The organism is Devosia lacusdianchii (assembly GCF_022429625.1).
Lineage (GTDB): Bacteria > Pseudomonadota > Alphaproteobacteria > Rhizobiales > Devosiaceae > Devosia > Devosia lacusdianchii.
In genome coordinates this window covers 233,755-256,319 of the sequence record NZ_CP092483.1, presented here as the reverse complement: position 1 = coordinate 256,319, position 22,565 = coordinate 233,755, and the positions used below count along the sequence as shown (strand labels likewise).

Genomic DNA, 22,565 nt, shown 5'->3' with positions numbered 1-22,565 from the left:
GGCTAGCCCTCCAGCTCTTCCCGCAATAGTTCGAGTTCCAGCCACTGTTCCTCGGCCTCGGCGCGCTTGGCTTCGGCGGCGATCAGCGCCTTGGATTTCGCCGCAAAGCCCGCCGGGTCCTTGGCGTAGAAATTGGCATCGGTCAGCGCGGCATTGATCGCTGAGATCTCGGCCTCCAGCTTGGCGATGTCCTTGGGCAGCGTTTCCAGCGCGTGCTTTTCCTTGAAGCTCATCTTGCGCTTGGCGACGAACGGCGCAGCTGTGGGCGCCATCGCGGTCTTGCCGGGGCGGTGCACCTTGGCGGCGGCGCGGGCTTGCACCCCCTCGCCGCGCTGGATCACCATGTCGGAATAGCCGCCGGCATATTCGGTCCAGTCGCCGTTACCTTCGGCGATGATCACCGAGGTCGCGACCCGGTCGAGAAAGTCACGATCGTGGCTGACCACAATGACCGTGCCGGCATAGTCGGAGACCATCTCCTCGAGCAGGTCGAGGGTTTCGAGATCGAGGTCGTTGGTCGGCTCGTCCAGCACCAGAAAGTTGGATGGCAGCGACAATGCCCGGGCCAGGGCCACGCGCGCGCGCTCGCCGCCACTGAGCTTGCCAATGGGAGTGTTGGCCTGTTCGGGGGTGAACAGGAAGTCCTTCATATAGCCCACGACATGCTTGGGCTGGCCATTGATCTGGAGCGTATCGGAGCCGCCGCCGGTCAGCGCATCGCGCAGGCGGGTCTCGGGATCAAGCTTGGCGCGCCCCTGGTCCAGCATGGCCAGCTCCAGCGCCGAACCGAGCTTGATGGTGCCGCTATCGGGCTGGAGCAGGCCGGTCAGCATCTTGATCAGCGTGGTCTTGCCAGCGCCATTGGGTCCGACAATGCCGATGCGGTCGCCACGCAGGACGCGCGTCGAGAAGTCGCCGACAATGGTACGGCCGCCATAGCTCTTGGAGATGTTCTCGGCCTCGACAACCAGCGCGCCGGAGGTGCGGCCTTCCGAAACCTGCATATTGACCGAGCCGGTCACGCGGCGCTGCTCGCGCCGGTCCTGCCGCAGTCCGGCCAGACGCTCAAGGCGCCCGACATTGCGCTTGCGGCGAGCAGTGACGCCGTAGCGGATCCAGTGTTCCTCGCGCAGAATCTGGCGGTCGAGCTTGTGGCGGTCGCGTTCTTCTTCTTCGAGCACAGTATCGCGCCAGGCTTCGAAGGCACTAAACCCCTTGTCGAGGCGGCGCGTTACACCGCGGTCGAGCCAGACGGTGGAGCGCGTCAAATCGCTGAGGAACCGCCGGTCGTGGCTGATCAGCACCATCGCCGAGCGAAGGCTATCCAGTTCGGCCTGCAACCACTCGATAACGGGAAGATCGAGGTGGTTAGTCGGCTCGTCGAGCAGCAGTATATCGGGCTTGGGTGCAAGCACGCGCGCCAGCGCCGCGCGGCGGCCCTCGCCACCCGATAGGGTCTTGGGGTCTTCGGCGCCGGTGAGGCCCAGCGAACTCAGCAGATACTGGGCGCGATATTCATCGTCGCCCGGCCCCAGGCCCGCCTCGACATAGGCAAGCGTGGTCGCGTAGGCGCTGAGGTCGGGCTCCTGTGGCAGGTAGCGCAACGTAGCGCTGGGCTCGACGAAGCGCACGCCGCCGTCGTAGGCCACATCGCCCGAAGCAATCTTGAGCAGGGTCGACTTGCCCGAGCCATTGCGGCCGACCAGCGCAATACGCTGGCCCGGCGACACAATGAGTTCGGCGCTTTCGAGCAGCGTCGTACCGCCGAAAGTCAGGTGGATGTTCTGAAGGGAAAGCAGGGGAGCTGGGGCCATGGGCGCGGATAGAGCATAGGCGGGCGACAAAGAAAAGGCTGCTGAGCCGCCTCGGCTTTGGCGTCGCGGCCAGCGACCATCTGGTCCGCGGTCGCGAGGTGGACCGCGACGCTGGGTCCGACGCCACGCACCAAAGCCCGCATCGAGCATAGCCAGCCCGATTTTGCCGTCAGCCTCGAAGGCACGCGGAACACTGGCAAGGAGGAAAATAGGCTGGTCAGGGCGTTGAGGACCCTGACCAGCCCGGGGAGACGGTAGCAGCAAGCCCCGTCGTCTCGGCGACGGCATCCGGTCGTTTCGATCCCCTCGGACCTACCAGCGCCGCGCGATGACGGGAGAAAACCACAAGTTATTATGACTGTCAAACTCATAATAACTTGTGGTGCCGCTCGTGTGCAAAAAAGGCAAAACCCCCGGGGCGAACCGGGGGTTGAACGTCAGCGAAGCGAAGGTCGTCGCGTTAGTGCGCCGGTTCCATCACCGCTTCGAGGGCGGTGAGGCCAAGACGGTCGCGGATCGAGCGCTTCTTGCTGGCGAGATCAGCGATCGTGTAGCTGGCCAGGACGTCGAAGAACGCTCCGAGCGCCTCACGCAGTGCGCCATTGAGGTCGCACTCACCAATCAGCGGGCAATCGGCGCCGTCCTCGAAGCACTCGGCAAGAGCAAAGTTCTCTTCGGTGAGCCTGATCGTGTCGAGCAGGGTGATGTCCTTGGCGCTCTTGCCCAGCTTGATGCCGCCATGGCGGCCGCGCACCGTTGCCAGCAGGCCGTTTTCGACCAGCGGCTTGATCAGCTTGAACAGGAAGAGCTCGGAAATATTGTAGGCCCTGGCGATATCGGCAACGCGGCTGAGACCCGGATCATTGACCGCGCAATAGACCAGAGTACGGATCGCATAGTTGGATTGACGCGTCAGTCTCACTTCGGACCTTTCTCGGCACGGCCGCATGGCGCGGCGCCGGCATTTCCTGCGTCACCGAGGCCGGAAGTACCCGGGCGACGTCTCGATTCGAGTTGTTCCACCTTCATAGAACGAGCTGCAGCTTATAACCATTCTAAAATATGTCAACATAACATGATCGTGCTGTTCATATTTCTGACGCAGGTCAAGCTCTGGACACGCCCTTAAATTCTTCCTATGAATTTAAGCATCCGGAGACCGACTATCGTGAGCAAGACGATTACGCGGGCCATGCTCACCGATGCCGCCGCAAGACGCACGGGACTGAGCAGGGCCGATGTCGCAGCAATTGGCGATTCAATGTTCGCGCTGATGGGCGAAGCGCTGACGGCTGGTGAAAATGTCAAACTGACCGCGTTCGGCTCGCTGCAGGTTCGTGCGCGCGCCAAGCGGATAGGGCGCAATCCCAGGACCGGAGAGGAACACGAAATTTCGTCCCGTCATACGGTGGTATTCACACCCAGCGCGCAATTGCGTGAGGCGCTGCTCGCGGCCGGTCCCACGCTATCCGACGAGGTCGGCAAGCGTGCGTGAGAAGAAGCGGCGATAAAGCGTCAATTCCGCCGCGCCGATAGCCGGCGCCAAGGCTCCCAGATGACCCGTCAGCACCTGAGGTGCATGGTGCGCGACGGGCAGCTTGTGCAGCTCGTCGGCAACGGCGACGACCAGGCGCTCGACGATGACAGCAGGAATGATGCCGTCGATCACAACCAATCCGCTTTCGATGACTTTGGTCGTATTGAACACGACCATGGCGAGCGCGCGGGCGCTGTCGGCGATCCACTGATCGAGCACGGCGCCAAAACTCTCCCATGGCCAGTCTTCGAGATCGATGTCGTCGACCGGCATACCTGCCGCCGCAAGCTGGCGGGCCAGCGCCGCGACCGAGGCGGTGAAATGGGCTGCGTTCAGCTTGCCATCGGCGCCGGCGACCAGCATTGAGCCCAGATTGGCCGAATTGCCGGTCGGCCCTTCCCAGAGTGTTCCTTCCCCGAGGATTCCGGCGGCGATGTAGCGCGAGATGAGGAAATAGATGAAACTGGCCGGGCGCGGCTTGGGGAAGGCGATCAGCTCGCCCCAGCAGGCGGCATTGCCGTCATTGAACAGCGTAACCTCAAGCCCGGTGCTATGGACCAGCTCGGCAACAATATCGAGCTTGCTCCAGAGCTGATGCTGCTCGGGCGGCGCATCGACGAGGTCGATATTGGTGGCGATATTGGTGGGCAGCGCCACGCCCAAATCGGTCAACCGCGACCTGGCCTCGTGCGGCAGCGTCGCCATGATGGTCCGAGCCATGCCGGTGACGTCGGCCAAAATGGTCCGCGCGTCGGGATAGGCATAGGCGCGGTGCTCCCGAAGCAATACTTCGCCTTGCAGGTTGAGGAGAATCACATCGACATGGCGCCAGCCGATCTCCACACCAATCGAGTAGGCCCCCTCGGCCCGCAAATAAATAGGCGTTGCCGGCTGACCACGCCGCCCGCGCAACACCTCGCCACGCGAGATCAAACCCGCTCTCTCGATATCGGTCAGGATGGCCGACACCGTCTGTGGGGCCAGACCGGATAGACGGGCGATATCGGCGTTGGAGACACCCAGGTTGAAACCGATAACCGTCAATACGGCTCGCTCATTGGCGCGGCGCAGACCCTGGTGTTGCAGGCCGCGACCCCCAGCATCGAAAACGTCGCGGAGCGGCTCTGTCGGAGACGACATTATCAATATCCTGGTCGCCGTCTGCCGGCAGGAAAAAAGGTGCGGACGCCTGGCCTGCAGACGCAAACGATAAAACTGGAACGGAGCGCCGCAACGCGCAAATCACTGATTCGACTAAACTCTTATGTCGTGATCATGCCAAAGGGGCTCAGCCGCGCCAAGTCCCATCCGTCGCTGGTGCGACCAGATGTCTTTTCTGACTATTGGGATACTTGCCGACAGCCCGTAATACTGATCAACAAATCGGATCGCCGTTCAATATAACGATACAGTACGCAAAATAAGTGGGCAGTGATGGCGACGCTGGCCATTTGTGTGGCGAGCCCGCGTCGGTGCGGGGCGTGTGGACGAGACGCTGGGACGCCTCGTCGCTAGGCTAGCGCAGGGCGCGGCCGGCTTCGTCGAAGAGGTGAACCCCTTCGGGCGGCAGGCCGATATGGACCGTCTCGTGCAGTTGCAGGTCAGGGGCGCCGTCGAGTTTGACCGTTACCAGTTCGCCGGTCGGCAGCTCGACATAGGCCAGGGCGTATTCACCGAATTGTTCGATTACCGACAGGGTGCCGGAGAAATGCGCGCTTTCGGGACTGGCCAGGGCCATGTGCTCGGGGCGTACGCCCAAAGTGCGGGCATTGGCCAGTTGCGGATGGCTCAATGTTAACAGTCTGTTACCCGGTAAGGTCAGTCCGCTGCTGGTTGGCGTCACGGTCAGAAAGTTCATGCGCTGGCTGGCGATGAAGCCGGCAACGAAGGTATTGACCGGGTTGCGGTAGAGTTCCAACGGGGAGCCGACCTGCTCGATCTTGCCCGCGTTGAGCACCACGATGCGGTCGGCCAGAGTCATGGCCTCGACCTGATCGTGGGTTACGTAAATCATTGTGGCTGTTAGCGTATCGTGAAGCTTGGCGATTTCGATACGGGTCTGGGCGCGCAAGGACGCGTCCAGATTCGATAGAGGCTCGTCGAACAAAAACACCTGCGGATTGCGCACGATAGCCCGGCCAATGGCAACGCGCTGGCGCTGCCCGCCTGACAGCGCCTTGGGCATGCGGTCGAGGTAGTTCTCGATCTGCAGGATGCGTGCTGCCTCCCTAACCCGCTGATCCACCTCGGCTTTCGGCGTTTTGGCGAGTTTGAGGCCGAAAGCCATGTTCTCGTAGACTGTCATGTGCGGGTAGAGCGCATAAGACTGGAAGACCATGGCGATGCCACGCTGGGGCGAGGGAATGTCGTTGACGATCTTGCCCCCGATCGAGATCTCGCCGCCCGAAATGGGCTCGAGACCGGCGATCATCCGCAGCAGCGTGGACTTGCCGCAGCCGGAAGGTCCAACGAAAACAACGAATTCGCCGGACTTGATGTCGAGATCCACGCCGTGGACGACTTCCATCGTGCCATAGGATTTGCGGATACCGCGCAGCGTCACATCAGCCATGGCTTGTCTCCTCAGGTTTCGATCAGCAGCGTCGCGATCTCGAAGGGTCGCAGCGACAGCGTCACGCCATTGTCTTTGAGTTTCAATGGCTTGCTGTCGCCTTCCTCCATGAGATTGACCAGGCGGACGGACTTGACCGGGATGCCGAAGCTGATAGTGGCCTCGGCGCGGATATTGGCGTGCTCGAAGACGCGCAGCACCAAAGCGTCTGATTTTTCAGCCTTTTTGACCGTTTCCAACGTGACATTGGACTGGTCGACGCTGGCGAAACTGAAGCTAGCATATTCTTCCAGCATGCTGCCGGTTTGCTTGAGCGACCCGATCACCGCCACCGGATTGTTGAAGCGTTCGGCAGCGCGATGCACGTCGGCCAGGTCGGCGACGCCGTCATGGACGAACATGGCATAGCGGAGACGATGTTCGCCAACGTCGGCATTCGGGTCGGGGAAGGTCGAGCCGCGGACCAGGGTCAGGCGGACAGATTGCTCGAAACAGTCATAGGCGTACTTGCTGTCGTTGAGCAGGGCGACGCCGAAATCGCTTTCGCTGAGATCGACCCAGCGATGCATCGATGCTTCGAAGCGGGCCTTGTCCCAGGAGGTGTTGCGATGGGTTGGGCGCTTGACGTGGCCGAACTGGATTTCCGAGCGGATTTCCGAGGTGTTGAGATCGAAGGGGAAGAGAGCCTTGAGCACCGTGTGGCGCTCCTTCCAGTCGATGAAGGTATCGAACTCGACCTGCCGCGCGCCCGCGGCCAATGAGATGACCTGCACGACCTTGGAGGCCTGATAGTCGCGCTCGATGCGGATGGCGGCGCGATAGGGACCGGTTTCCACGACCGAGATTTTCGCCTTGGAATCGGCGAGGGGCCAGAACTGTTCCTCGAAATAGCGATCGATATCCCAGGCGTCCCATTCCATGGACTTGTCTTCATAGGCGATGAGGCGGTTGGCCTTTTCGCCCTTGGCGAGGGTCTCGCGGTTGCGGGTCTTGTCGAAGACCGAGGTGATCTCGCCCGATGTGTCGAAGCTGACCTTGAGCAGTTCGTTTTCAAGGTGTTTTTCAGACACGGAGAGGGGTGAGCTGGTATTGGCGGCGCCGCCGGGGACGATCTGCCCGCCGGTCCAGCCGAGGGGCGAGAGGTCCGATACGCTGGTGCCGAAGGCGGTCGAGCCGTCGGCACTGACAGTTTTCTGGATGGGGTGGACGCCAGCGGGCGTGGCGAGCGAATGGCCTTCCAGTGCAGTTTCGCTGCCGAGCTCGACGAAGCCCGACCGGGTCTGGCCGGTGAAGTTGAAAAGGCGCAACTGATTGGCACCCGGCTTGGCGAAGGCCTGGGCGGCAGCGTGCCACGGACCGTTCTGCGATCCCAGGGTCGAGAAGATCTGGCCGTACTCGTTGTCGCTGTCGACATAGACCTCGGGAATGGAGGTGCCGGGCAGGATGTCGTGGAACTGGTTGATGAGGACCAGTTCCCAAAACTCGGCGAGCGTATCGGTTGGATAGGCGGCGCCGGCCTGGGTCAGGGCCATGGCGCCGAGGAATTCGAGCTCGCGCAGCATGCGTTCGGCCCGGCGGTTATTGGCCTTGTTCTTGGCGACCGAGGTCAGGGTGCCGCGGTGGTACTGGAGATAGAGCTCGCCATTCCAGGTCGGGAACTTGCCTGAGTTGGCGTCCATGCGCTTGCCCAGGCGATCGAGGAAGGGAACGATGCCTTCGAGCTTGACCTTGGGTGCGCCGGGAATGCCGCGCTCCATGCGGATGCCGCGCTCGATCATGCCGCGGGTCGGGCCGCCACCGCCGTCGCCATAGCCATAGGACATGACGACTTCGTTGTTGGCCGCCTTGGGCTCGTAGCGCTTCCAGGCGCCCATGGTTTCGCTGACCGAGAGATCGCCATTATAGGTGGTGAAAATCTCCTCGCTCTCATAGCGTTGAGCGGTGATGAGCTGGGCCTTGGTGACGGTACCGTCGATGCCGCGCCAGAAGAAGGTGTCATAGGGGTGGCGATCCGTATCGTTCCAGCTCAGTTTGCTGGTGACGAAATACTTGAGGCCCGACTTTTCCATGATCTGAGGCAGGTTGGCCGAATAGCCGAAGGTGTCGGGCAGCCAGATGGTCTTGGGGTCGACGCCGAATTCCTCGATGTGGAAGCGGCGGCCACGCATGATCTGGCGCACCAGGGACTCGCCGGACGTGATGTTGACATCAGGCTCCACCCACATGGCGCCTTCGATCTCGAACTGGCCGGATTTGACACGGCCCTTCAGCCGGTCCCAAAGCTCGGGATAGTCCTTCTTGAGGAAGTCGAAGAGGACCGACTGGTTATACATGAAGACGAATTCCGGGTACTCTTCCATGAGGTTGAGCACGGTAGCGAAGCTGCGCCCGGTCTTGTCGCGGGTATGCATGACGCGCCAGAGCCAGCCGACGTCGAGGTGGGTCGAGCCGACCGCCGTGATCTGCGGCTGCACTTCTGTATCGACCAGCGCATAGACTTCGGCAGCGATCTTTTCGGCAGCGGCGAGCGAGGCGACGAAAGCTTCGGTGTGGCCGTCGCGGCGATCGAGGGCGCGCAGGGCGCGTTCGACGATGGCGAGGATGGCGTGTCGGCGCGGATCCTGCTGCTGCAGGCGAATGGCGACTTCGAGCGGGGTCTGCAGGTCGTAGTAGAGCTTTTCAGCGCGCTCATTGCGCACGAAGAATTCCACCGTGAAGCCGACCAGCGGGCGATCGAAGAAGGTGAAGGCATTGACCAGCAGGGTGTGCTTGCTGCCGGGCTTGGCCTTGCGCTCGATCACCAGCTCGGTGTGGTTGCCGTCGAGTGCCTGGGCGATCTTGCCGTCGAGATAGGCGAGGCACTGCGGATCGGTGGAGCCGGGGCGGTCCTGCCACTGGCTGGTGAATTTGAGCACCAGGGTCTGGCCGCGCGCGGCCTCGGGCACTTCGACTTCGGCGGCGAACCAGGTGTGGCCCTGCTTTTTGGCCCAGACCGAATGCGGGCCGAATTTTTCCCAAGCCTGCCACTGGTCGGCGAGAGCCTGCTCGGTCGTCACGTCCTTGCGTTGCACATGCCACTGGAACGGGGCATCGGCGATGGGAGTCAGAATCTTGTCGCCCAGATCCTTGCAGAGCCGGAGGAGCTTTCCTTCCATCTTGAGATCATCGTCCACCAGAGCAAGCTTGGACGAAAGGGGGTTGGAATACGTCATCCTTTAACTCCGACACCGGCGAACCCTGTGTTCATGTTTCGCCGCAACAAGAAATAGACGCCGACCGCCGGCGCTGCGTAGATAATCGAATAGGCCGCGAGGAACCCGTAATTGATGGCGCCCTGCTGGCCGAAAGCCGCGTAGAGCCCGACCGACATCGGGAAACCATCCTGCACGCGCGAGAAAATCAGCGGCAAGAGAAACTCGTTCCAGGCGCCGGTGAAGCTGAAGAACCAGACCACCGCCAGGCCCGCCCGCGACATGGGGAGCACGATGCGGGTGACGATCTGGAACAGGGAAGCACCCTCGACATAGGCGGCCTCTTCCAGCTCGATCGGCACGGTGTCGAAGAAGTTCTTGAGCAGCAGCAGCGTGAACGGCAGGTTCAGAATGGTCAGCGCGATGATGACGCCGAGCTGGTTGAGCAGGCCACCGCGCTGCGCCGCGAAGTAGAGCGGCACCAGAACGCCGGCCGAAGGCAGCATGCGCAGCAGCACCAACGTCCAGAGGAAAGCATTGCGGCCCGGAATGCGCAGGCGCGACAGCGGATAGGCGGCAGCAATGCCGACGACGACGCTCAGCGTAGCGGTGCCGGCGGCGATCAGCATGGAATTGAGGAATTGCCGACCGGCATTGCCGCTCATGGCCATGGCGAAATTGTCGAGGCCCACCGATTGCGGAATCGCCAGGCGGCCGACGGAAGCGGTGTCAAAGGCGTTGAGGAACAGCCAGGAGAACGGGCTGACCCAGATAACGGCCATGAAGGCCAGCGCGATGGCGGTCAGGCGCGAATGAGCGGGATTGGTTTCCATTACTTGGGCTCCCGCAACAGGCGCAGATAGAAGAGTGACAGCACGCCGACGATGAGCAGCATGGCGACCGAAATGGCGCTGCCGAAGCCGAGATTGCCGCGCGCAAAGCTCTGATTATAGAGGAACACCGCCAGCGTCGTGGACTGGGTGCCTGGTCCGCCGCCGGTCATCGCGAAGATCAGCGGGAAGTAGGTGAAGGTCCAGATGGTGATGAACAGCATATTGGTGGCGATATGCGGCCGGATGATCGGCAATTGCACCAGCCAGATGCGCTGGAACGGGGTGGCGCCATCGACCTTTGCCGCTTCGACCACTTCACGCGACACCGAATCCAGCGCCGCCGAGAACAGCAGGTAGGACCAGGCTGTGCCCTTCCAGATATTTGCGACGATGACGACGGGCAGCGCGTAGTCGTTGATGAAATTGACCGGCTGGAAGCCGAGCGGCACGATAATAAGGGAATTGATCAGCCCGGTCTGGCTTGTCGTGGCCGACCACAGGAAGGCCGCGACGATGTCGGGCAGCAGCCAGCCCAGCATGATGCAGACCTCGACCACGGTCTTGATCGAGGAATTGCTGCCGCGCAGCAAAGCCGCCAGGAGAAAACCGAGCACCGACTGGCCGACAATGGCCGAAAAGAAGACGAAAATGACAGTGGTCCAGAGGGCTTCGAGAAAGCCGCGACGGGTGAACAGGCGCTCGAAATTGTCGAGCCCAACCCAGCTCCACTCCACCGCCTTGCGACCCACCAGGGCCAGATCGGTAAAGCTGAAAGCGAAGGCCCAGGCGGTGAAATAGAGCAGCACGCAGATCAGCAGCAGCGCCGGCAGCATGCCCAAGCCGAGGACGAAAAGATTGTTGGTCAGCCAGGGGTTGGCCTGATTTTTCATGGTCACACGGGCCTATGAATTTGCTCGGCGTCATTCCGGCGAAGGCCGGAAGCCATCCTGAGATGTTGCCGGCTCGTCGATCTCAGGATGGCCCCCGGTCTGCGCCGGGTGACATCGGGAGCACGGAGAGTGATCAGACACCCGTCACGGCGGCACCCAGAGGACAATTGGGCACCGCCGCGTCGGGAGGTGTGGCTTATTCGTAGGTCATGACCTTTTCTTCGCCGAACTCGTCGACGAGGGCATCGTGGTATTCCTGGACCACGGTTTCGACATCGGCGCCGTCAAGAATGTCGGCGGTTGCCTGTTGCACCAGGGCCGAGACGGTCTGGTAGCCCGGGATGGTGTCGCGACCGGTGGTGTCGGCTGCCAGCGCCGTTGCCTTGGCGAGGTAGGCGTCTTCCATATATTCCGGGGATTCCGAAATGTCGGTGCGGACGGCCATGCGGTGGTTGGCAAGGGTCCAGGCTTTGAAGTTGTCGACGTCGAAGATAGTGGTCACCAGCTTGAAGGCCAGATCGGGATCGGCAGCCTTGGCATTGACGCCGATGGTCCAGCCACCCGAGATATTGGTCGTTGCCTTGGTGCCGGGCTCACCCGAGCCAGGCCATGGAGTCCAGCCGACCTGAGCGTCGCGCTCTTCGCGGCTTGGCAGGTTGACGCCGTTGCAATCCCACAGGCACGCGTCTTCCCACGAACCGCTGGCGATGATGCCAACCTTGTCGTCGGCCAGCGCCTGGCGCACGGCGGCGCCGACGTCGGTCGCGTAGTTGATGTCGGCCGGGGTCAGTTCGTTTTCGACATAGACCTGGTGGTAGAGCTCGAGCGTGCGGCGGATGGCCGGGCTGTCACCGATCCACTGGCCGGTTTCGCGATTGAGCAGACGGTTGCGGTCGCCTTCGGGCACGTCGGCGCCGAGCAAAGCCATGTAGAAGCCCTGCATGGTGGCCGCTTCGGCCTGCTTGGTACCGGCGGGCAGAATGAACGCATATTGGACGCCCGCATCCTTGAGCTTCTGGGCGGCGTCAAGAATGTCGGCCCAGCTCTTGGGCTCCCACGGTACAGTGATGCCGGCCTTTTCGAAATTGGACTTGTCGTACCACAGCATGCGCACGTCGGTGTCGGTGGGCAGCCCGTAGACATTGCCCTCGTAGGAGGCAACCTCAAGCAGGCCGGGCTGGTAGTACTGATACTGGTCCCAGCCGGCGCCCTGTTCGTTGAGCGGGTGCAGGTAGCCGGCCGAAGCCAGCTCGGAGACCATGAAGCTATCCATCTGCACGACATCGGCGGCCGTTCCGGCACTGAGGTCGAGTGCGATGCGCTGGTCGTAACCCTGGCCGGGCAGCTTGATGGCGTTGACGGTTTCACCGGTCTCGGCTTCGAACGCCTCGATACCCGGCTCGACCAGCGATGCCAGCCATTCGGCATACATGATCGAAACTTCGGCCCTTGCGGGGATCGCGGCGGCGGCGACCATCGACAGCACCGCTGCGGTGGTCAGCAAACTCCTCTTGAGCATCATATCTCCTCCTCTGTTGCTCGCGCCACCTCTCACCGGGGCAGCCTGCGCCAGAACCCTCATCCGGACGCGCCGAGAAAGTAAACACATCTTATGCAACGTTGCAATTCAGAATCGCATTTGGACAGGATCAATGACATATTGAGAATATTGTGCAGTAATTTCAGTTATATAGGTTCTCGAAATCGTTTTCGATGTCCGGCTTGACGCCTGTGCATCGTTGCAAAATTTCTGGGTTTGGTTTGCCGGTATCCCAGTGTAGAAACGAGGCTGGGGAACGCGGCAGAGATGAACCAGAAAACCACGATCAGCAGCAAGGGGCGGGCCACCACGGCGAACCAGCGCGTGACCTTGCGCACCATCGCGGATGTAACGGGTCTCAGCCTCTCCACCGTGTCGCTGTCATTGCGTGGCGGAACGACGCTCAAGCAGGAAACGCGGGACAAGGTCGCGGAGGCCGCCGCCGCACTGGGCTATGTGCCCGATCGCGCCGGAGTCAGGTTGCGGACCGGCAAGACCAATGTCATCGCCCTAGTGCTCGATGGATCGGGTGACTCGATCGACTTCGCACGCAAGATGATCCAAGGCATCGGCCAGTCGATCCAGGGGACGCGGTATCATATGACGGTTACGCCGGAATTCGACCGGCATCAGTCCCCCGACAATATCCGTTACATCCTGGACAATCGCACCGCCGACGGAGTGATCATCACGCATACTACGCCGCGGGATAAGCGGGTGCAGCTGATGATCGACGCGGATTTCCCCTTCGTCAGCCATGGGCGTACCGAGTTCTATACGCCCCACGCCTATCACGACTTTCATGCCGAGGTGTTCGCGACGATGGCCGTTGACCGGCTCGCCGCCAAGGGCGCCCGCAACGTGCTGCTGGCAGTGGGCGACGACAGCACGACCAATCACCACAATATCGTCACCGCGTATCACCGCGCCGCGGCCAAGGCCGGGATCAACGCCCAGATCCTCGATACCAGACTCGACGGCCTGCGCTTCCGCACCCATGCCGAAATGCGAACCCTTGGGCTTGAGCTGGCCAAGCTGGCAGATCACCCCGACGGCATCATCTGCGACAGCGAAATGTACAGCATAGCCCTGCTCAGCGGATTGCAGGAGGGCGGGCTGATGCTGGGGCGCGATGTCCATATGATCTACAAGCAGACCTCCGACATCGTGCCGACGCTGTTTCCCACTCTGGACAGTATCCGCGAGGACGTCTTCGCGGCGGGCGTGGAGCTGACGCGACTGTTGCTCAAGCGGATAGAGGGTGAGCCGGCCCAACAATTACAGACACTTGCCGAACCGATCGCGAGCTGGAGAAGCTAGGCGCAAGGCACCAAGGAGGATTTCATGCGCCTGTTGATCCTGGGAACCGGCGGGATGGCCAATAGCCACGCCAGCAATTTTGGCGCCATCGATGGCGTAACGCTGGTCGGCGGCGTCGACGTCGATGCTGGCAGGCTCGCAACGTTCTGCGCCCAGCACGGTATCGAGCGGCAATTCGGTTCGATCGAGGACGCACTGGCCTGGGGCGCATTCGACGCCGTGGCCAATGTGACGCCCGACAGTGTGCACTACCCCACCACCATGGCGGCCATCGCGGCCGGCAAGCATGTGTTCTGCGAGAAGCCGCTGGCGACCGATGCCGGCAAGGCCATGGAAATGGCCGAGGCGATGGAGCGCTCGGGCAAGGTGGGCATGGTCAACTTCACCTACCGCAATTCGCCGGCGGTGCAGAAGGGGCGCGAGCTGGTGCTATCGGGCGCGATCGGCGCGGTGCGGCATGTGGAGGCATCGCATCTGCAGAGCTGGCTGGTGGGCAATCACTGGGGCGACTGGCATACCGAGACCAAGTTCCTATGGCGGCTGAGCACAAGGCACGGCTCGAACGGCGCGCTGAGCGATATCGGCATCCACATCGTCGATTTCGCCTCCTATGGCTCAGGGCTCGACGTGGCGCATGTGTTTGGCCGGCTCAAGACCTTCGACAAGGCGCCAGGCGGTGCCATCGGCGAATATACGCTGGACGCCAATGACAGCTTCACCATGAATGTCGACTTCACCAGCGGCGCTATCGGCACCATCCAGGCCACCCGCACGGCGGCCGGGCAGATGGACCAGCTGCGGTTGCGCATCTACGGCGAGACCGGATCGGTGGAGATTATCTACGATACCGGCGCGTCGACGCTGCGGGCGTGCCTGGGCGAGGATGTGCACACGGCCACCTGGCGCGACGTGGCGTTCGAGCCGGTCGAGACCAATTACCAGCGTTTCGTGGCGGCGGTGCGGGCGGGCAAGACGCTGGAACCATCGTTCCGGCGCGCCGCCAATATTCAGAAGGTGCTCGATGCTGCCATGGCGTCCAATACCAGCAAGCGCGACGAGGCGATCTGAGTGTAACTTTCGCATGCTTCGCGCATTGTGTTGACTGAAGCTCGGAACGGATTCCGGGTGGTGATTTCCATTGACCGACACTGCCGAGAGGCGGCTTGCCGGACGACGAAATTTGCATCTGCACAAGAATTAGGCATCGGGAGAATTTTTCTTCAATTGCCAGATATTTGGACACTCATACTCAAACCCCCTCCGATTTGCCTCCACCGAGACAGCAAATAGAGGAGTTGCCAGCATGAGTTTCCCCCACTAGGTTGGATGAGGTGCCTGCGCCGCTGTCGCGGGCGCCTGATTTTCCCTGTTGAGGAGGGGTATATGTCTGGTTTTCAAACAGAGATGAGCCGGCGGCAATTGCTGGCCATGATCGGCACTGCGGCGGGCAGCGTCGCGATGTATAACGCGATGACAAGCCTGGGGTTTGCCCAGGAGTCCACCTATAGCGGTCCGATCAAGCTGGAAGGCGATCCAAAGGGGGCTTCGGTGCTCATCCTTGGCGCCGGTCTGGCGGGGATGACGGCAGCACTGGAACTGCGCGATGCAGGCTACACGGTGCAGGTTCTCGAATATCGCGAAAAGGCCGGCGGTCGCTGCTGGACCCTGCGCAGCGGCGACAAGTATGTGGAACTGGGTGGCTTCGAGCAGGACGTCAAGTTCGCCGAGGGCAATTACATCAACCCGGGCCCGTGGCGCATTCCGCACCACCATTATGGCGTGCTCGACTACTGCAAGCGGCTGGGCGTCAAGCTCGAGCCCTTCATGCAGGTCAATCACAACGCCTACCTGCACCGCACCGATGCCTTCGACGGCAAGCCGCAGCGTTTCCGCGAAATCGCGACCGACTATCGCGGCCACGTCTCCGAATTGCTGGCCAAGGTGGTCAACCAGGACGGTCTCGACGAAACGGTCACGGCCGAAGACGCCAAGCTGCTGCTGGATTCCCTCAAGACCTACGGCATGCTCGACGAGAACTATGCCTATGTGAAGGGCGACGATTCTTCGGAATTCCGTGGTTGGGAAAAAGAGCCCGGCGGCGGTGTCGATGGCAAACCGATTCCATCCGAGCCGATCGCGCTCAGCGATATCCTGCAGTCCAAGCTGTGGTCCAACCTGATCACGGGCGACTCGATCGACCACCAGGGCACGATCTTCCAGCCGGTCGGCGGCATGGACATGATCGCGCAGGGCTTCGAGAAGGTCGTGGGCGACTTGATCACCTATAACGCCAAGGTCACCAAGATCGACCAGAGCGAAACCGGGGTCACGGTCACCTATGTCGATAGCAATGGTGCCGAAGGCGAGATGACGGCTAGTGCCGACTATTGCATCTGCACCATCCCCTTCTCCATTCTCGGCCAGATCGAGCACAACTTCTCCGGCGAGATGACGGCGGTCATCGACTCGATGTCCTATGCCGGCTCGGTGAAGTTCGGCCTCGAGTTCAAGCGCCGGTTCTGGGAACAGGATGAGCGCATCTATGGCGGCATCACCTATACGAACCTGCCGATCTCGCAGATTTCGTATCCCTCGACCGACTATTTCAGCGATGGTCCGGGCGTGCTGCTGGGTGGCTATAGCTGGGGCGCGACGGCCTACCAGTTCAACGCCATGGCTCCTGAAGACCGAGTGGCCAAGGCCGTGGAATACGGTGCGCAGATCCATCCGCAATATACCGAGGAGTTCTCCAACGGTGTGTCGGTGAGCTGGCATCGCGTGCCATGGGTGCTCGGCTGCTACGGCATCTGGGCCGACAAGGAAGCTCAATATGCCACGGCTGCGGCCATGGACGGCCGGACGCTCATGGCCGGTGAGCACATCTCCTACCTGCCGGCCTGGCAGGAAGGCGCCATCCTCTCCGCCCTCGACGCCATCTCGCGCTTGCACAAGCACGTTGTTGGCGCCTGATCGCCGCTACAGAAAGGACTTTTGACATGAATTCGCTCAAAATTGCCGTAGCGGCGGCGCTCGCCTTGCTGGCTTCACCCGCACTCGCCCAATCGGATGCGTCGATGCTGTTCGCCAACCCGAGCAAGCTGACCCAAACCGACGGCAAGGACATCTACAATAATATCTGCGCCGGCTGCCATATGCCCGAAGGGCAAGGCGCCGTCGGCGCCGGCATGTATCCGGCGCTCGCCAATAACGAGAACCTGGAATCGGCCGGCTACCCCATCTACCTGATCATTCATGGTCAGAAAGGCATGCCGGCGCTTGGCGGCGTGCTGGACGACGCCCAGATCGCAGCGGTGGTCAGCTATATCCGCACCAATTTCGGCAACAGCTACGCCGAAGAAGTGACCGTGCAGGAAGTCACTGACTCCCGCTGACATTACCGGCGGCGGACCTCCGGGCCCGCTGCCCTTATCCCGCAGGAGCATAAGTTATGTTGAAGACGCTTTCTCTCGCCACGGGCCTGGCCCTGGCGCTCGCCGGCTCGGGCTTTGCCCAGGATGTGGTGCGCCACACCAATCCCGGCTCCAATTTTCCCATTGCCCGTGCCGTTGAAGTGCCCGCCGGCAAGACCGTCGTCTACCTGAGCGGCGCCGTGCCCTCGGTGACTGACGAATCCGCCGATCGCTCGACCCCGGCCGCCTATGGCGACATGCAGGCCCAGACCGTCAGCGTGCTGACCTCGATCGAAAAGTCGCTGGCTGATCTCGATCTGACCATGGGCGACGTGATCAAGATGCAGGCCTTTCTCGTGGCGCCCGAGGGGGCGCTGGACTTTGAAGGGTTCATGGCCGGCTATACCCAGTTTTTCGGCACCGAAGCGCAGCCCAATCTGCCATCGCGCTCGGTGGTGACGGTGGCCGGCCTGGTCAATCCGGGCTGGCTTGTCGAAATCGAAGTCACGGCCGTGCGGCCCTGACAAGCAGGAAGGTAGGACAATCATGAAAGCGAAACTGCTACTGGCCCTGGCCATCGTAGGCGCATCGATCGTGCCTGCTGCCGCCGCGGGCGACGCCGTTCGCGGCGAGACGGTGTTCAAGAAGTGCATGGCCTGCCACGCGGTGGGCGATGGCGCCAGGAACAAGGTCGGGCCCGTGCTCAACGGCATTGTCGGCCGTACGGCCGGCACGGGCGGCGACTACAAGTATTCGAACGCCATGGTCGAAGCCGGCGCTGGCGGGCTGGCCTGGACCGAGGACAAGCTGGCCGAATACCTTGCCGCTCCCAAGGCCATGGTGCCCGGCACCAAGATGAGCTTTGCCGGCCTCAAGGAAACGCAGGACATCGAGGACGTGATCGCGTATCTCGCGACCTTCACGGAATAAATGATTGGTGGGCGCTTGCCGCCCACCACCAAAAGCTAGAGCCGCACGGCGAGCCCCGTGCGGACGCTTTCGTCGGCCGCCAGGCAGATATTGAGCGAGGTCACGGCGTCGTTCATATGGCGCGTCAGGTCGATATCTTCGCTCACGGCGCGATAGACGAAATCCTGCTCGCGATAGCAGAGCGCGTCGTGATTGGGCTCATCGTGCATGTCCAGCCAATCATCCTTGCGGGTGAACTTGCCATCGCCGCCGAGTTCGGCGTGGTGCACGAGCAGGCGTGAGGTCTGGGTGTGGGCGTTGATGTCGTCGGACGCCGCACCTTCATCCATGACGATCGAGACCGAGCCCTTGGGCGAGATGACATCCTTCACGAAGAAGGCTGTCTCCGACATCATCGGACCCCAGCCGGCTTCGTACCAGCCCAGGCTGCCATCGTCGAACAGCACCTGGAAGTGGCCGTAATTGTACATGCCGGCGGGCAGGCCAGACGCCATGCCCAGGCCCATGCCGCGTACTTCGACCGGCTTGGCATCGGTGATCTGGCACATCACGTCGACATAGTGGACGCCGCAATCGACGATCGGCGACGTGGTCTGCATGATCGAGCGATGAATGTCCCAGGCGGCGGCGCTGGACTGCTGATTGAGATTCATGCGGAACACATAAGGTCCGCCCAGATTGCGTGCTTCCTCGATCAGCCGGGTCCAGGACGGGTGGTGGCGGAGGATATAGCCGATGACCAGCTTGCGCTTGTGCTTCTCGGCGGCGGCAACGACGCGCCGGGCGTCCTCGACGGTGGATGCCAGGGGCTTTTCGACAAACACATGCGCCCCCGCCTCCATGGCCGCCACGGCATAGTCGGCATGGGTGTTGGTGTGGGTGGCGATAGAAACGACATCGGGCTTGAACTCTGCCAGCGCGGCAGCGAAGTCGTGGCGCACCGGATAGCCAGCCAGTCCATCAGGAAGTTTCGGAGTGGAGCGATTGACGAGGCCAACGATCTCGAAGCCCGGATGATCGTGATAGGCCATGGCATGGCTGCGGCCCATCTGGCCCAAGCCAACGACCAGGACTTTCAGTTTCTTGTCGGTCATGTCTGTGGTCTCCGAAATCAAACAGCGCGGCGCTGTGCGGCGATCTGCCGAGCGCCGAAGGTGGCGAGGGCAACCGAATAAAGCGTCGGATTGGTGGCGGTCATGGTGGGAATGACGCCATTGCCGGCGACATAGAGATTGTCAAAACCCCAGACGCGGCTGTTGCGGTCGCAGACGCTGGTACCGTCGTCGCTTTCGCCCATGCGAATGGTGCCCTGGTAGTGCAGCGAGCTGCCCACCGGTTGCACGAAAGTGGCAAAGCCGGGTGCCGGCCGACCGATGACTTCTGCAACGCGCAGCGCGGTGGCCTTGGCCTCCTCGATACGGGCTTTATCGGCCTCGGAGGGCTTCCACTTGATCGAGATCGAGGGGAGGCCATGCCAATCGAGCTTGGACTCGTCGAATTCGAGGTGGTTTTCGGCATCGACATCGGAGGGGCAGAATACGCCCATGCCGATCGGCTGCCCGGTCAGCTCGGCCGGGCGCTCCATGGAATCGAGGCTGCTCGGATAGAGGGTCACCGAGAAGGGAAATTCATTGGTAGCGGGAATCCAGCTCATAGCCCGCATCGGTGGATTGGACAGCGGCGCTTCGGCGATCTGCGAGATGATGAAATGGTCGTTGATGTGGCGGCCAAGGGCAGCGGGGCGGATACCCGACGCGAAGAGCAATTGCGGCGTGTGCAGCGAATCGCAGGCGACCACCACGGTGGCGGCAGACAGGAACCAGGTTTCGTCCTCGCCAACGCGTGCCAGCTCGACGCCGGTGGCGCGACCGTCTTCATGCACCACGCGACGGCAGACGGTTTCTGATAGGATTTTGAACCGTTCCGCGGGTTCCTCGACCAGGGGGCCAAGCACGACGTCGGTGCCATGATAGGTCAGGTTGCCGGGGCCGGACGTCGCCGCCAGCGGCATGGCCTTGACCAGACGGTCCGGGCTGCGGCCGGGATTGAAGACAGCACCCAGCCGATCGCGCATGGCTATGGCAGCGGTGTCATCTGGCCGCGTGTTCTTGTTGGTACCCAGGAGCCCTTCGGCAATGGTCAGGGCCGCGTCGAACTCGTCGGCGGGAATGAAGGGCACGCGCTCGGCTTCCGACGGGGTCGGCGTGCCGGTGGACCACTTGGTGCCCATGCCGCCGACATTGGCAGCGGCAAAGCCGGTGAAGAGATTTTCGGCTGGATCGCTCTCGTTGGTGATGAAAAGGCCGGAACGGCGCAGCAGCGAAGCATCGAACCCACCGGCGCGACGGGCTTCCCATTCTTCCTTGCTGACCGAAAGGCGCGGCGTGCGATCGCCACCCTGGGCCAGCACTTCGAGCGCGGCGCGCTCGCTGAGATCAGTGATGTTGTCGAGGTGCGCGCCGGTCTTGGGCAGGATTTGCGGGCCGGCTTCCACCATCACGATGCGGGCTTCGGGCCAATCGCGACGGATGATTCGTGCATAGGCGCTACCCGTGGGGCCGCTGCCGATAATGACGACATCGGTGGATTCTACGCGCTTCATAAAATGTCCCGCCAGTATCAAAAATTGGTATGGAAATGGTATTAATGGTACTTTATTGGTACGTAAAGAGCACATTTTATGCCGTGACGGCATTCTTCCGCCGCAACGTCATGATCGAATTTTTCCTGCAGCATTTTTTGGAGCCAGCCCATGAAACTCGGCATGTCGTCCTATAGTTTCCGCCCCTTGCTTGCCGATGGCTCGCTGCAGATCGAGGGCATGTTCGATTGGATGCAGGCCCATGACGCCGAGCATCTGGAAATCGCGACATTCTCGTTCTCGCCGCCGGGACAGGAAGCGGCATACGACCTGACGACGGACACGGGCACGCTGGAGCGCGTCAAGGCGAATTCGGCGCGGACCGGCATTCCGGTTTCGGGCCTGTGCATGGCCGCGAAATTCGCCTTTGTCGATGCGGACGAGCGGCGGGCCCAGATCGAGCAGGTCAAACGCCATATCGAGCTGTGCAATCGGCTGGGCATCGGCCTGTTGCGGCATGACGTGGTGCTGTGGTCGCAGCGGTTGACCGATGCGGCGGCGTTCGAAGGCGCGTTTCCTTCCATCGTCGATGCCTGCCGGGAGATTGCGGACTTTGCCGCGGGCCACGGCGTCACCACCAGCGTCGAGGACCACGGCTTCTTCATGAATGGCAGCGGCCGCATCCAGCGCCTGCTGCATGCCGTGGGCAAGTCCAATTTCAAGTTCACCGTCGATGTCGGCAACTTCCTGTGCGTCGACGAGGATGCCGTGGTCGCCACCCGCGCCAGCCTTGGCGACGCCAGCTTCGTCCACCTCAAGGACTTCTATGTCCGGCGTACCAACCCAGGCCCGGGTTGGCTGCAGACACTGGGCGGGCAGTTCATTCGCGGCTCGGTCTTCGGCTTTGGCGACCTCGAGACCAAGATGATCCTCGAAGCCGTGGTTGCCTCGGGCTATGACGGCTTCGTCTCGCTCGAATACGAGGCCAATGAGCCGACACTGCAAGGCTGCGCCACCAGCCTCGGCAATATCCGCAGGATGCTGGCCGAGATCAAAGCGGCCTGATCAGGCGGCGGCGACGCGGTCCAGGCGCGCCTTGATGTCAGCCAGACGCTGGCGATCGCCGCCGGGGACTTCGGCCGAAGCCCAGCCCGAATAGCCTGCTGCCGACAGGGCGCGATTGACCGCGGGCCAATCGCAATCACCCTCGCCGAGCTCGACCTCGAAGCCTTTCCACGGGCCTTCGACATTCATCTTCGTCAGGCTGAATTCCTTGATGTCGACCTTGCGGATGCGCGATCCCAGCGCCTCGATCCAGTGGGCGGGGCGGCCGTAGCGCAGCACATTGCCGACATCGAAATACCAGCCGACCAGGGGGTGGTCGAATTCATCGACGAGCCGGGCGGCTTCGAGCGGGCTCAAGAGGAAATCGTTCCAGACGTTTTCCAGCGCCAGCGACACGCCGGTTGCGTCTACGTGCGGCAGGAGCTTGCCGATGCCCTCGACGGCACGCTCATAGGCGGCCTTGTAGCTGGTGTCGGCGTTGACGACGCCGGGCACCAGCAGAACGCTGTCGGCGCCATAGCGCCGGGCGTCTTCGAGGGCCGTGATGGTGGCGTCGATGCAGGCCTGGCGGATCGCCGGGTCGGGGTGGGTCAGCGGGTACTTCCAATGCAGGGAATTGACCACGCCCGGAATGGCCAGGCCGGTCTTGTCGCGTGCAGCGATGATTTCGGCGACGGGCAGGTCATTGGGCGCGTCGAGTTCGACACCATCAAAGCCGAGATCCTTGACCAGCTGGAACTTCTCCAGGATGCCGAGAGGCTCTTCGATCATGCTCCATTTGAGGCTGAGCCTGGCCATCGGGCGGCCCGGCGATTGATGATCTGTCATGAATGGGCTCCCGGCGCTAGACGATTGGGAGAGCTATGGCATTCACGTGGCTGA

The 22,565-nt window shown here is 62.0% G+C and carries 19 protein-coding genes; 8 read left to right on the top strand and 11 right to left on the bottom strand.

Annotated features, from left to right (window positions below; all coding sequences use genetic code 11):
• Positions 1-2 precede the first annotated feature (2 nt).
• Positions 3-1,814 (bottom strand): ABC-F family ATP-binding cassette domain-containing protein, encoded by a 1,812-nt coding sequence (locus MF606_RS01325; RefSeq protein WP_240231673.1) that lies wholly within the window; start codon positions 1,812-1,814, stop codon positions 3-5.
• Positions 1,815-2,274: 460 nt separating this feature from the next.
• A complete protein-coding gene (gene rirA / locus MF606_RS01320; protein WP_240231671.1) occupies positions 2,275-2,736 on the bottom strand; it encodes an iron-responsive transcriptional regulator RirA in 462 nt (153 codons plus the stop codon).
• 246 nt (positions 2,737-2,982) lie between these two features.
• Here rirA and MF606_RS01315 point away from each other — a divergent pair, with 246 nt between their 5' ends.
• Positions 2,983-3,309, top strand: a complete 327-nt coding sequence (locus MF606_RS01315; protein WP_240231666.1) for an integration host factor subunit alpha — start codon at positions 2,983-2,985, stop codon at positions 3,307-3,309.
• Here MF606_RS01315 and MF606_RS01310 read toward each other — a convergent pair.
• From MF606_RS01310 to MF606_RS01285, 6 genes are all read right to left on the bottom strand, one after another.
• A complete protein-coding gene (locus MF606_RS01310; protein ID WP_240231662.1) occupies positions 3,280-4,491 on the bottom strand; it encodes an ROK family transcriptional regulator in 1,212 nt (403 codons plus the stop codon). The genes MF606_RS01315 and MF606_RS01310 overlap by 30 nt on opposite strands.
• Before the next feature lie 376 nt (positions 4,492-4,867).
• On the bottom strand, positions 4,868-5,923 hold the full coding sequence (locus MF606_RS01305) for an ABC transporter ATP-binding protein (RefSeq protein ID WP_275693114.1): 1,056 nt from the start codon (positions 5,921-5,923) through the stop codon (positions 4,868-4,870).
• Positions 5,924-5,934: 11 nt separating this feature from the next.
• On the bottom strand, positions 5,935-9,135 hold the full coding sequence (locus MF606_RS01300; RefSeq protein ID WP_240231661.1) for an alpha-mannosidase: 3,201 nt from the start codon (positions 9,133-9,135) through the stop codon (positions 5,935-5,937).
• The gene (locus tag MF606_RS01295) at positions 9,132-9,947 is read right to left on the bottom strand and encodes a carbohydrate ABC transporter permease (RefSeq protein ID WP_240231660.1); all 816 of its coding nucleotides are present in this window, start codon (positions 9,945-9,947) and stop codon (positions 9,132-9,134) included. Before MF606_RS01295 ends, MF606_RS01300 begins: the two co-directional genes overlap by 4 nt.
• Positions 9,947-10,837 carry a carbohydrate ABC transporter permease gene (locus MF606_RS01290; RefSeq protein WP_240231659.1) on the bottom strand — a complete coding sequence of 297 codons (891 nt, stop codon included), beginning with the start codon at positions 10,835-10,837 and terminating at the stop codon, positions 9,947-9,949. Before MF606_RS01290 ends, MF606_RS01295 begins: the two co-directional genes overlap by 1 nt.
• Before the next feature lie 196 nt (positions 10,838-11,033).
• The gene (locus MF606_RS01285; protein ID WP_240231658.1) at positions 11,034-12,359 is read right to left on the bottom strand and encodes an extracellular solute-binding protein; all 1,326 of its coding nucleotides are present in this window, start codon (positions 12,357-12,359) and stop codon (positions 11,034-11,036) included.
• A gap of 285 nt (positions 12,360-12,644) precedes the next feature.
• On the opposite strand from MF606_RS01285, the gene MF606_RS01280 reads away from it, so the two are divergent.
• The 6 genes from MF606_RS01280 (at position 12,645) to MF606_RS01255 (ending at position 18,037) form a co-directional block, all read left to right on the top strand.
• Positions 12,645-13,697: a LacI family transcriptional regulator gene (locus tag MF606_RS01280; protein WP_240231657.1), complete on the top strand. Its 1,053-nt coding sequence runs from the start codon at positions 12,645-12,647 to the stop codon at positions 13,695-13,697.
• Between the two features lie 24 nt (positions 13,698-13,721).
• Positions 13,722-14,765 carry a Gfo/Idh/MocA family protein gene (locus MF606_RS01275; protein ID WP_240231656.1) on the top strand — a complete coding sequence of 348 codons (1,044 nt, stop codon included), beginning with the start codon at positions 13,722-13,724 and terminating at the stop codon, positions 14,763-14,765.
• A gap of 315 nt (positions 14,766-15,080) precedes the next feature.
• The gene (locus MF606_RS01270) at positions 15,081-16,667 is read left to right on the top strand and encodes an NAD(P)/FAD-dependent oxidoreductase (RefSeq protein ID WP_240231654.1); all 1,587 of its coding nucleotides are present in this window, start codon (positions 15,081-15,083) and stop codon (positions 16,665-16,667) included.
• Between the two features lie 26 nt (positions 16,668-16,693).
• Complete coding sequence (locus MF606_RS01265; protein WP_240231652.1) at positions 16,694-17,089, top strand: c-type cytochrome; 396 nt, start codon at positions 16,694-16,696, stop codon at positions 17,087-17,089.
• A gap of 56 nt (positions 17,090-17,145) precedes the next feature.
• The gene (locus MF606_RS01260) at positions 17,146-17,631 is read left to right on the top strand and encodes a RidA family protein (protein ID WP_240231650.1); all 486 of its coding nucleotides are present in this window, start codon (positions 17,146-17,148) and stop codon (positions 17,629-17,631) included.
• 22 nt (positions 17,632-17,653) lie between these two features.
• Entirely contained in the window at positions 17,654-18,037 is a 384-nt protein-coding gene (locus tag MF606_RS01255; protein ID WP_240231649.1) for a c-type cytochrome, read from the top strand.
• Between the two features lie 35 nt (positions 18,038-18,072).
• Here the strand turns inward: MF606_RS01255 and MF606_RS01250 are convergent, their stop codons facing one another.
• Both MF606_RS01250 and MF606_RS01245 read right to left on the bottom strand, forming a co-directional pair.
• Positions 18,073-19,131 carry a Gfo/Idh/MocA family protein gene (locus MF606_RS01250; RefSeq protein ID WP_240231648.1) on the bottom strand — a complete coding sequence of 353 codons (1,059 nt, stop codon included), beginning with the start codon at positions 19,129-19,131 and terminating at the stop codon, positions 18,073-18,075.
• 17 nt (positions 19,132-19,148) lie between these two features.
• Positions 19,149-20,639, bottom strand: coding sequence for a GMC oxidoreductase (locus MF606_RS01245; protein ID WP_240231647.1), 1,491 nt, complete (start codon positions 20,637-20,639; stop codon positions 19,149-19,151).
• Positions 20,640-20,789: 150 nt separating this feature from the next.
• On the opposite strand from MF606_RS01245, the gene MF606_RS01240 reads away from it, so the two are divergent.
• The gene (locus MF606_RS01240) at positions 20,790-21,683 is read left to right on the top strand and encodes a sugar phosphate isomerase/epimerase family protein (protein WP_240231646.1); all 894 of its coding nucleotides are present in this window, start codon (positions 20,790-20,792) and stop codon (positions 21,681-21,683) included.
• On the opposite strand, the gene MF606_RS01235 is transcribed toward MF606_RS01240, so the two are convergent.
• Positions 21,684-22,511 (bottom strand): sugar phosphate isomerase/epimerase family protein, encoded by an 828-nt coding sequence (locus MF606_RS01235; protein ID WP_240231645.1) that lies wholly within the window; start codon positions 22,509-22,511, stop codon positions 21,684-21,686.
• Positions 22,512-22,565: the final 54 nt, after the last annotated feature.

Coding starts and splice junctions, on each gene's coding strand:
- MF606_RS01255 (WP_240231649.1), top strand. CDS start 17,654: ATGAAAGCGAAACTGCTACTGGCCCTGGCCATCGTAGGCGCATCGATC.
- MF606_RS01240 (WP_240231646.1), top strand. CDS start 20,790: ATGAAACTCGGCATGTCGTCCTATAGTTTCCGCCCCTTGCTTGCCGAT.
- MF606_RS01270 (WP_240231654.1), top strand. CDS start 15,081: ATGTCTGGTTTTCAAACAGAGATGAGCCGGCGGCAATTGCTGGCCATG.
- MF606_RS01325 (WP_240231673.1), bottom strand. CDS start 1,814: ATGGCCCCAGCTCCCCTGCTTTCCCTTCAGAACATCCACCTGACTTTC.
- MF606_RS01285 (WP_240231658.1), bottom strand. CDS start 12,359: ATGATGCTCAAGAGGAGTTTGCTGACCACCGCAGCGGTGCTGTCGATG.
- MF606_RS01275 (WP_240231656.1), top strand. CDS start 13,722: ATGCGCCTGTTGATCCTGGGAACCGGCGGGATGGCCAATAGCCACGCC.
- MF606_RS01235 (WP_240231645.1), bottom strand. CDS start 22,511: ATGACAGATCATCAATCGCCGGGCCGCCCGATGGCCAGGCTCAGCCTC.
- MF606_RS01295 (WP_240231660.1), bottom strand. CDS start 9,947: ATGGAAACCAATCCCGCTCATTCGCGCCTGACCGCCATCGCGCTGGCC.
- MF606_RS01250 (WP_240231648.1), bottom strand. CDS start 19,131: ATGACCGACAAGAAACTGAAAGTCCTGGTCGTTGGCTTGGGCCAGATG.
- MF606_RS01260 (WP_240231650.1), top strand. CDS start 17,146: ATGTTGAAGACGCTTTCTCTCGCCACGGGCCTGGCCCTGGCGCTCGCC.
- MF606_RS01305 (WP_275693114.1), bottom strand. CDS start 5,923: ATGGCTGATGTGACGCTGCGCGGTATCCGCAAATCCTATGGCACGATG.
- MF606_RS01290 (WP_240231659.1), bottom strand. CDS start 10,837: ATGAAAAATCAGGCCAACCCCTGGCTGACCAACAATCTTTTCGTCCTC.
- MF606_RS01245 (WP_240231647.1), bottom strand. CDS start 20,639: ATGAAGCGCGTAGAATCCACCGATGTCGTCATTATCGGCAGCGGCCCC.
- MF606_RS01265 (WP_240231652.1), top strand. CDS start 16,694: ATGAATTCGCTCAAAATTGCCGTAGCGGCGGCGCTCGCCTTGCTGGCT.
- MF606_RS01280 (WP_240231657.1), top strand. CDS start 12,645: ATGAACCAGAAAACCACGATCAGCAGCAAGGGGCGGGCCACCACGGCG.
- MF606_RS01300 (WP_240231661.1), bottom strand. CDS start 9,135: ATGACGTATTCCAACCCCCTTTCGTCCAAGCTTGCTCTGGTGGACGAT.
- MF606_RS01310 (WP_240231662.1), bottom strand. CDS start 4,491: ATGTCGTCTCCGACAGAGCCGCTCCGCGACGTTTTCGATGCTGGGGGT.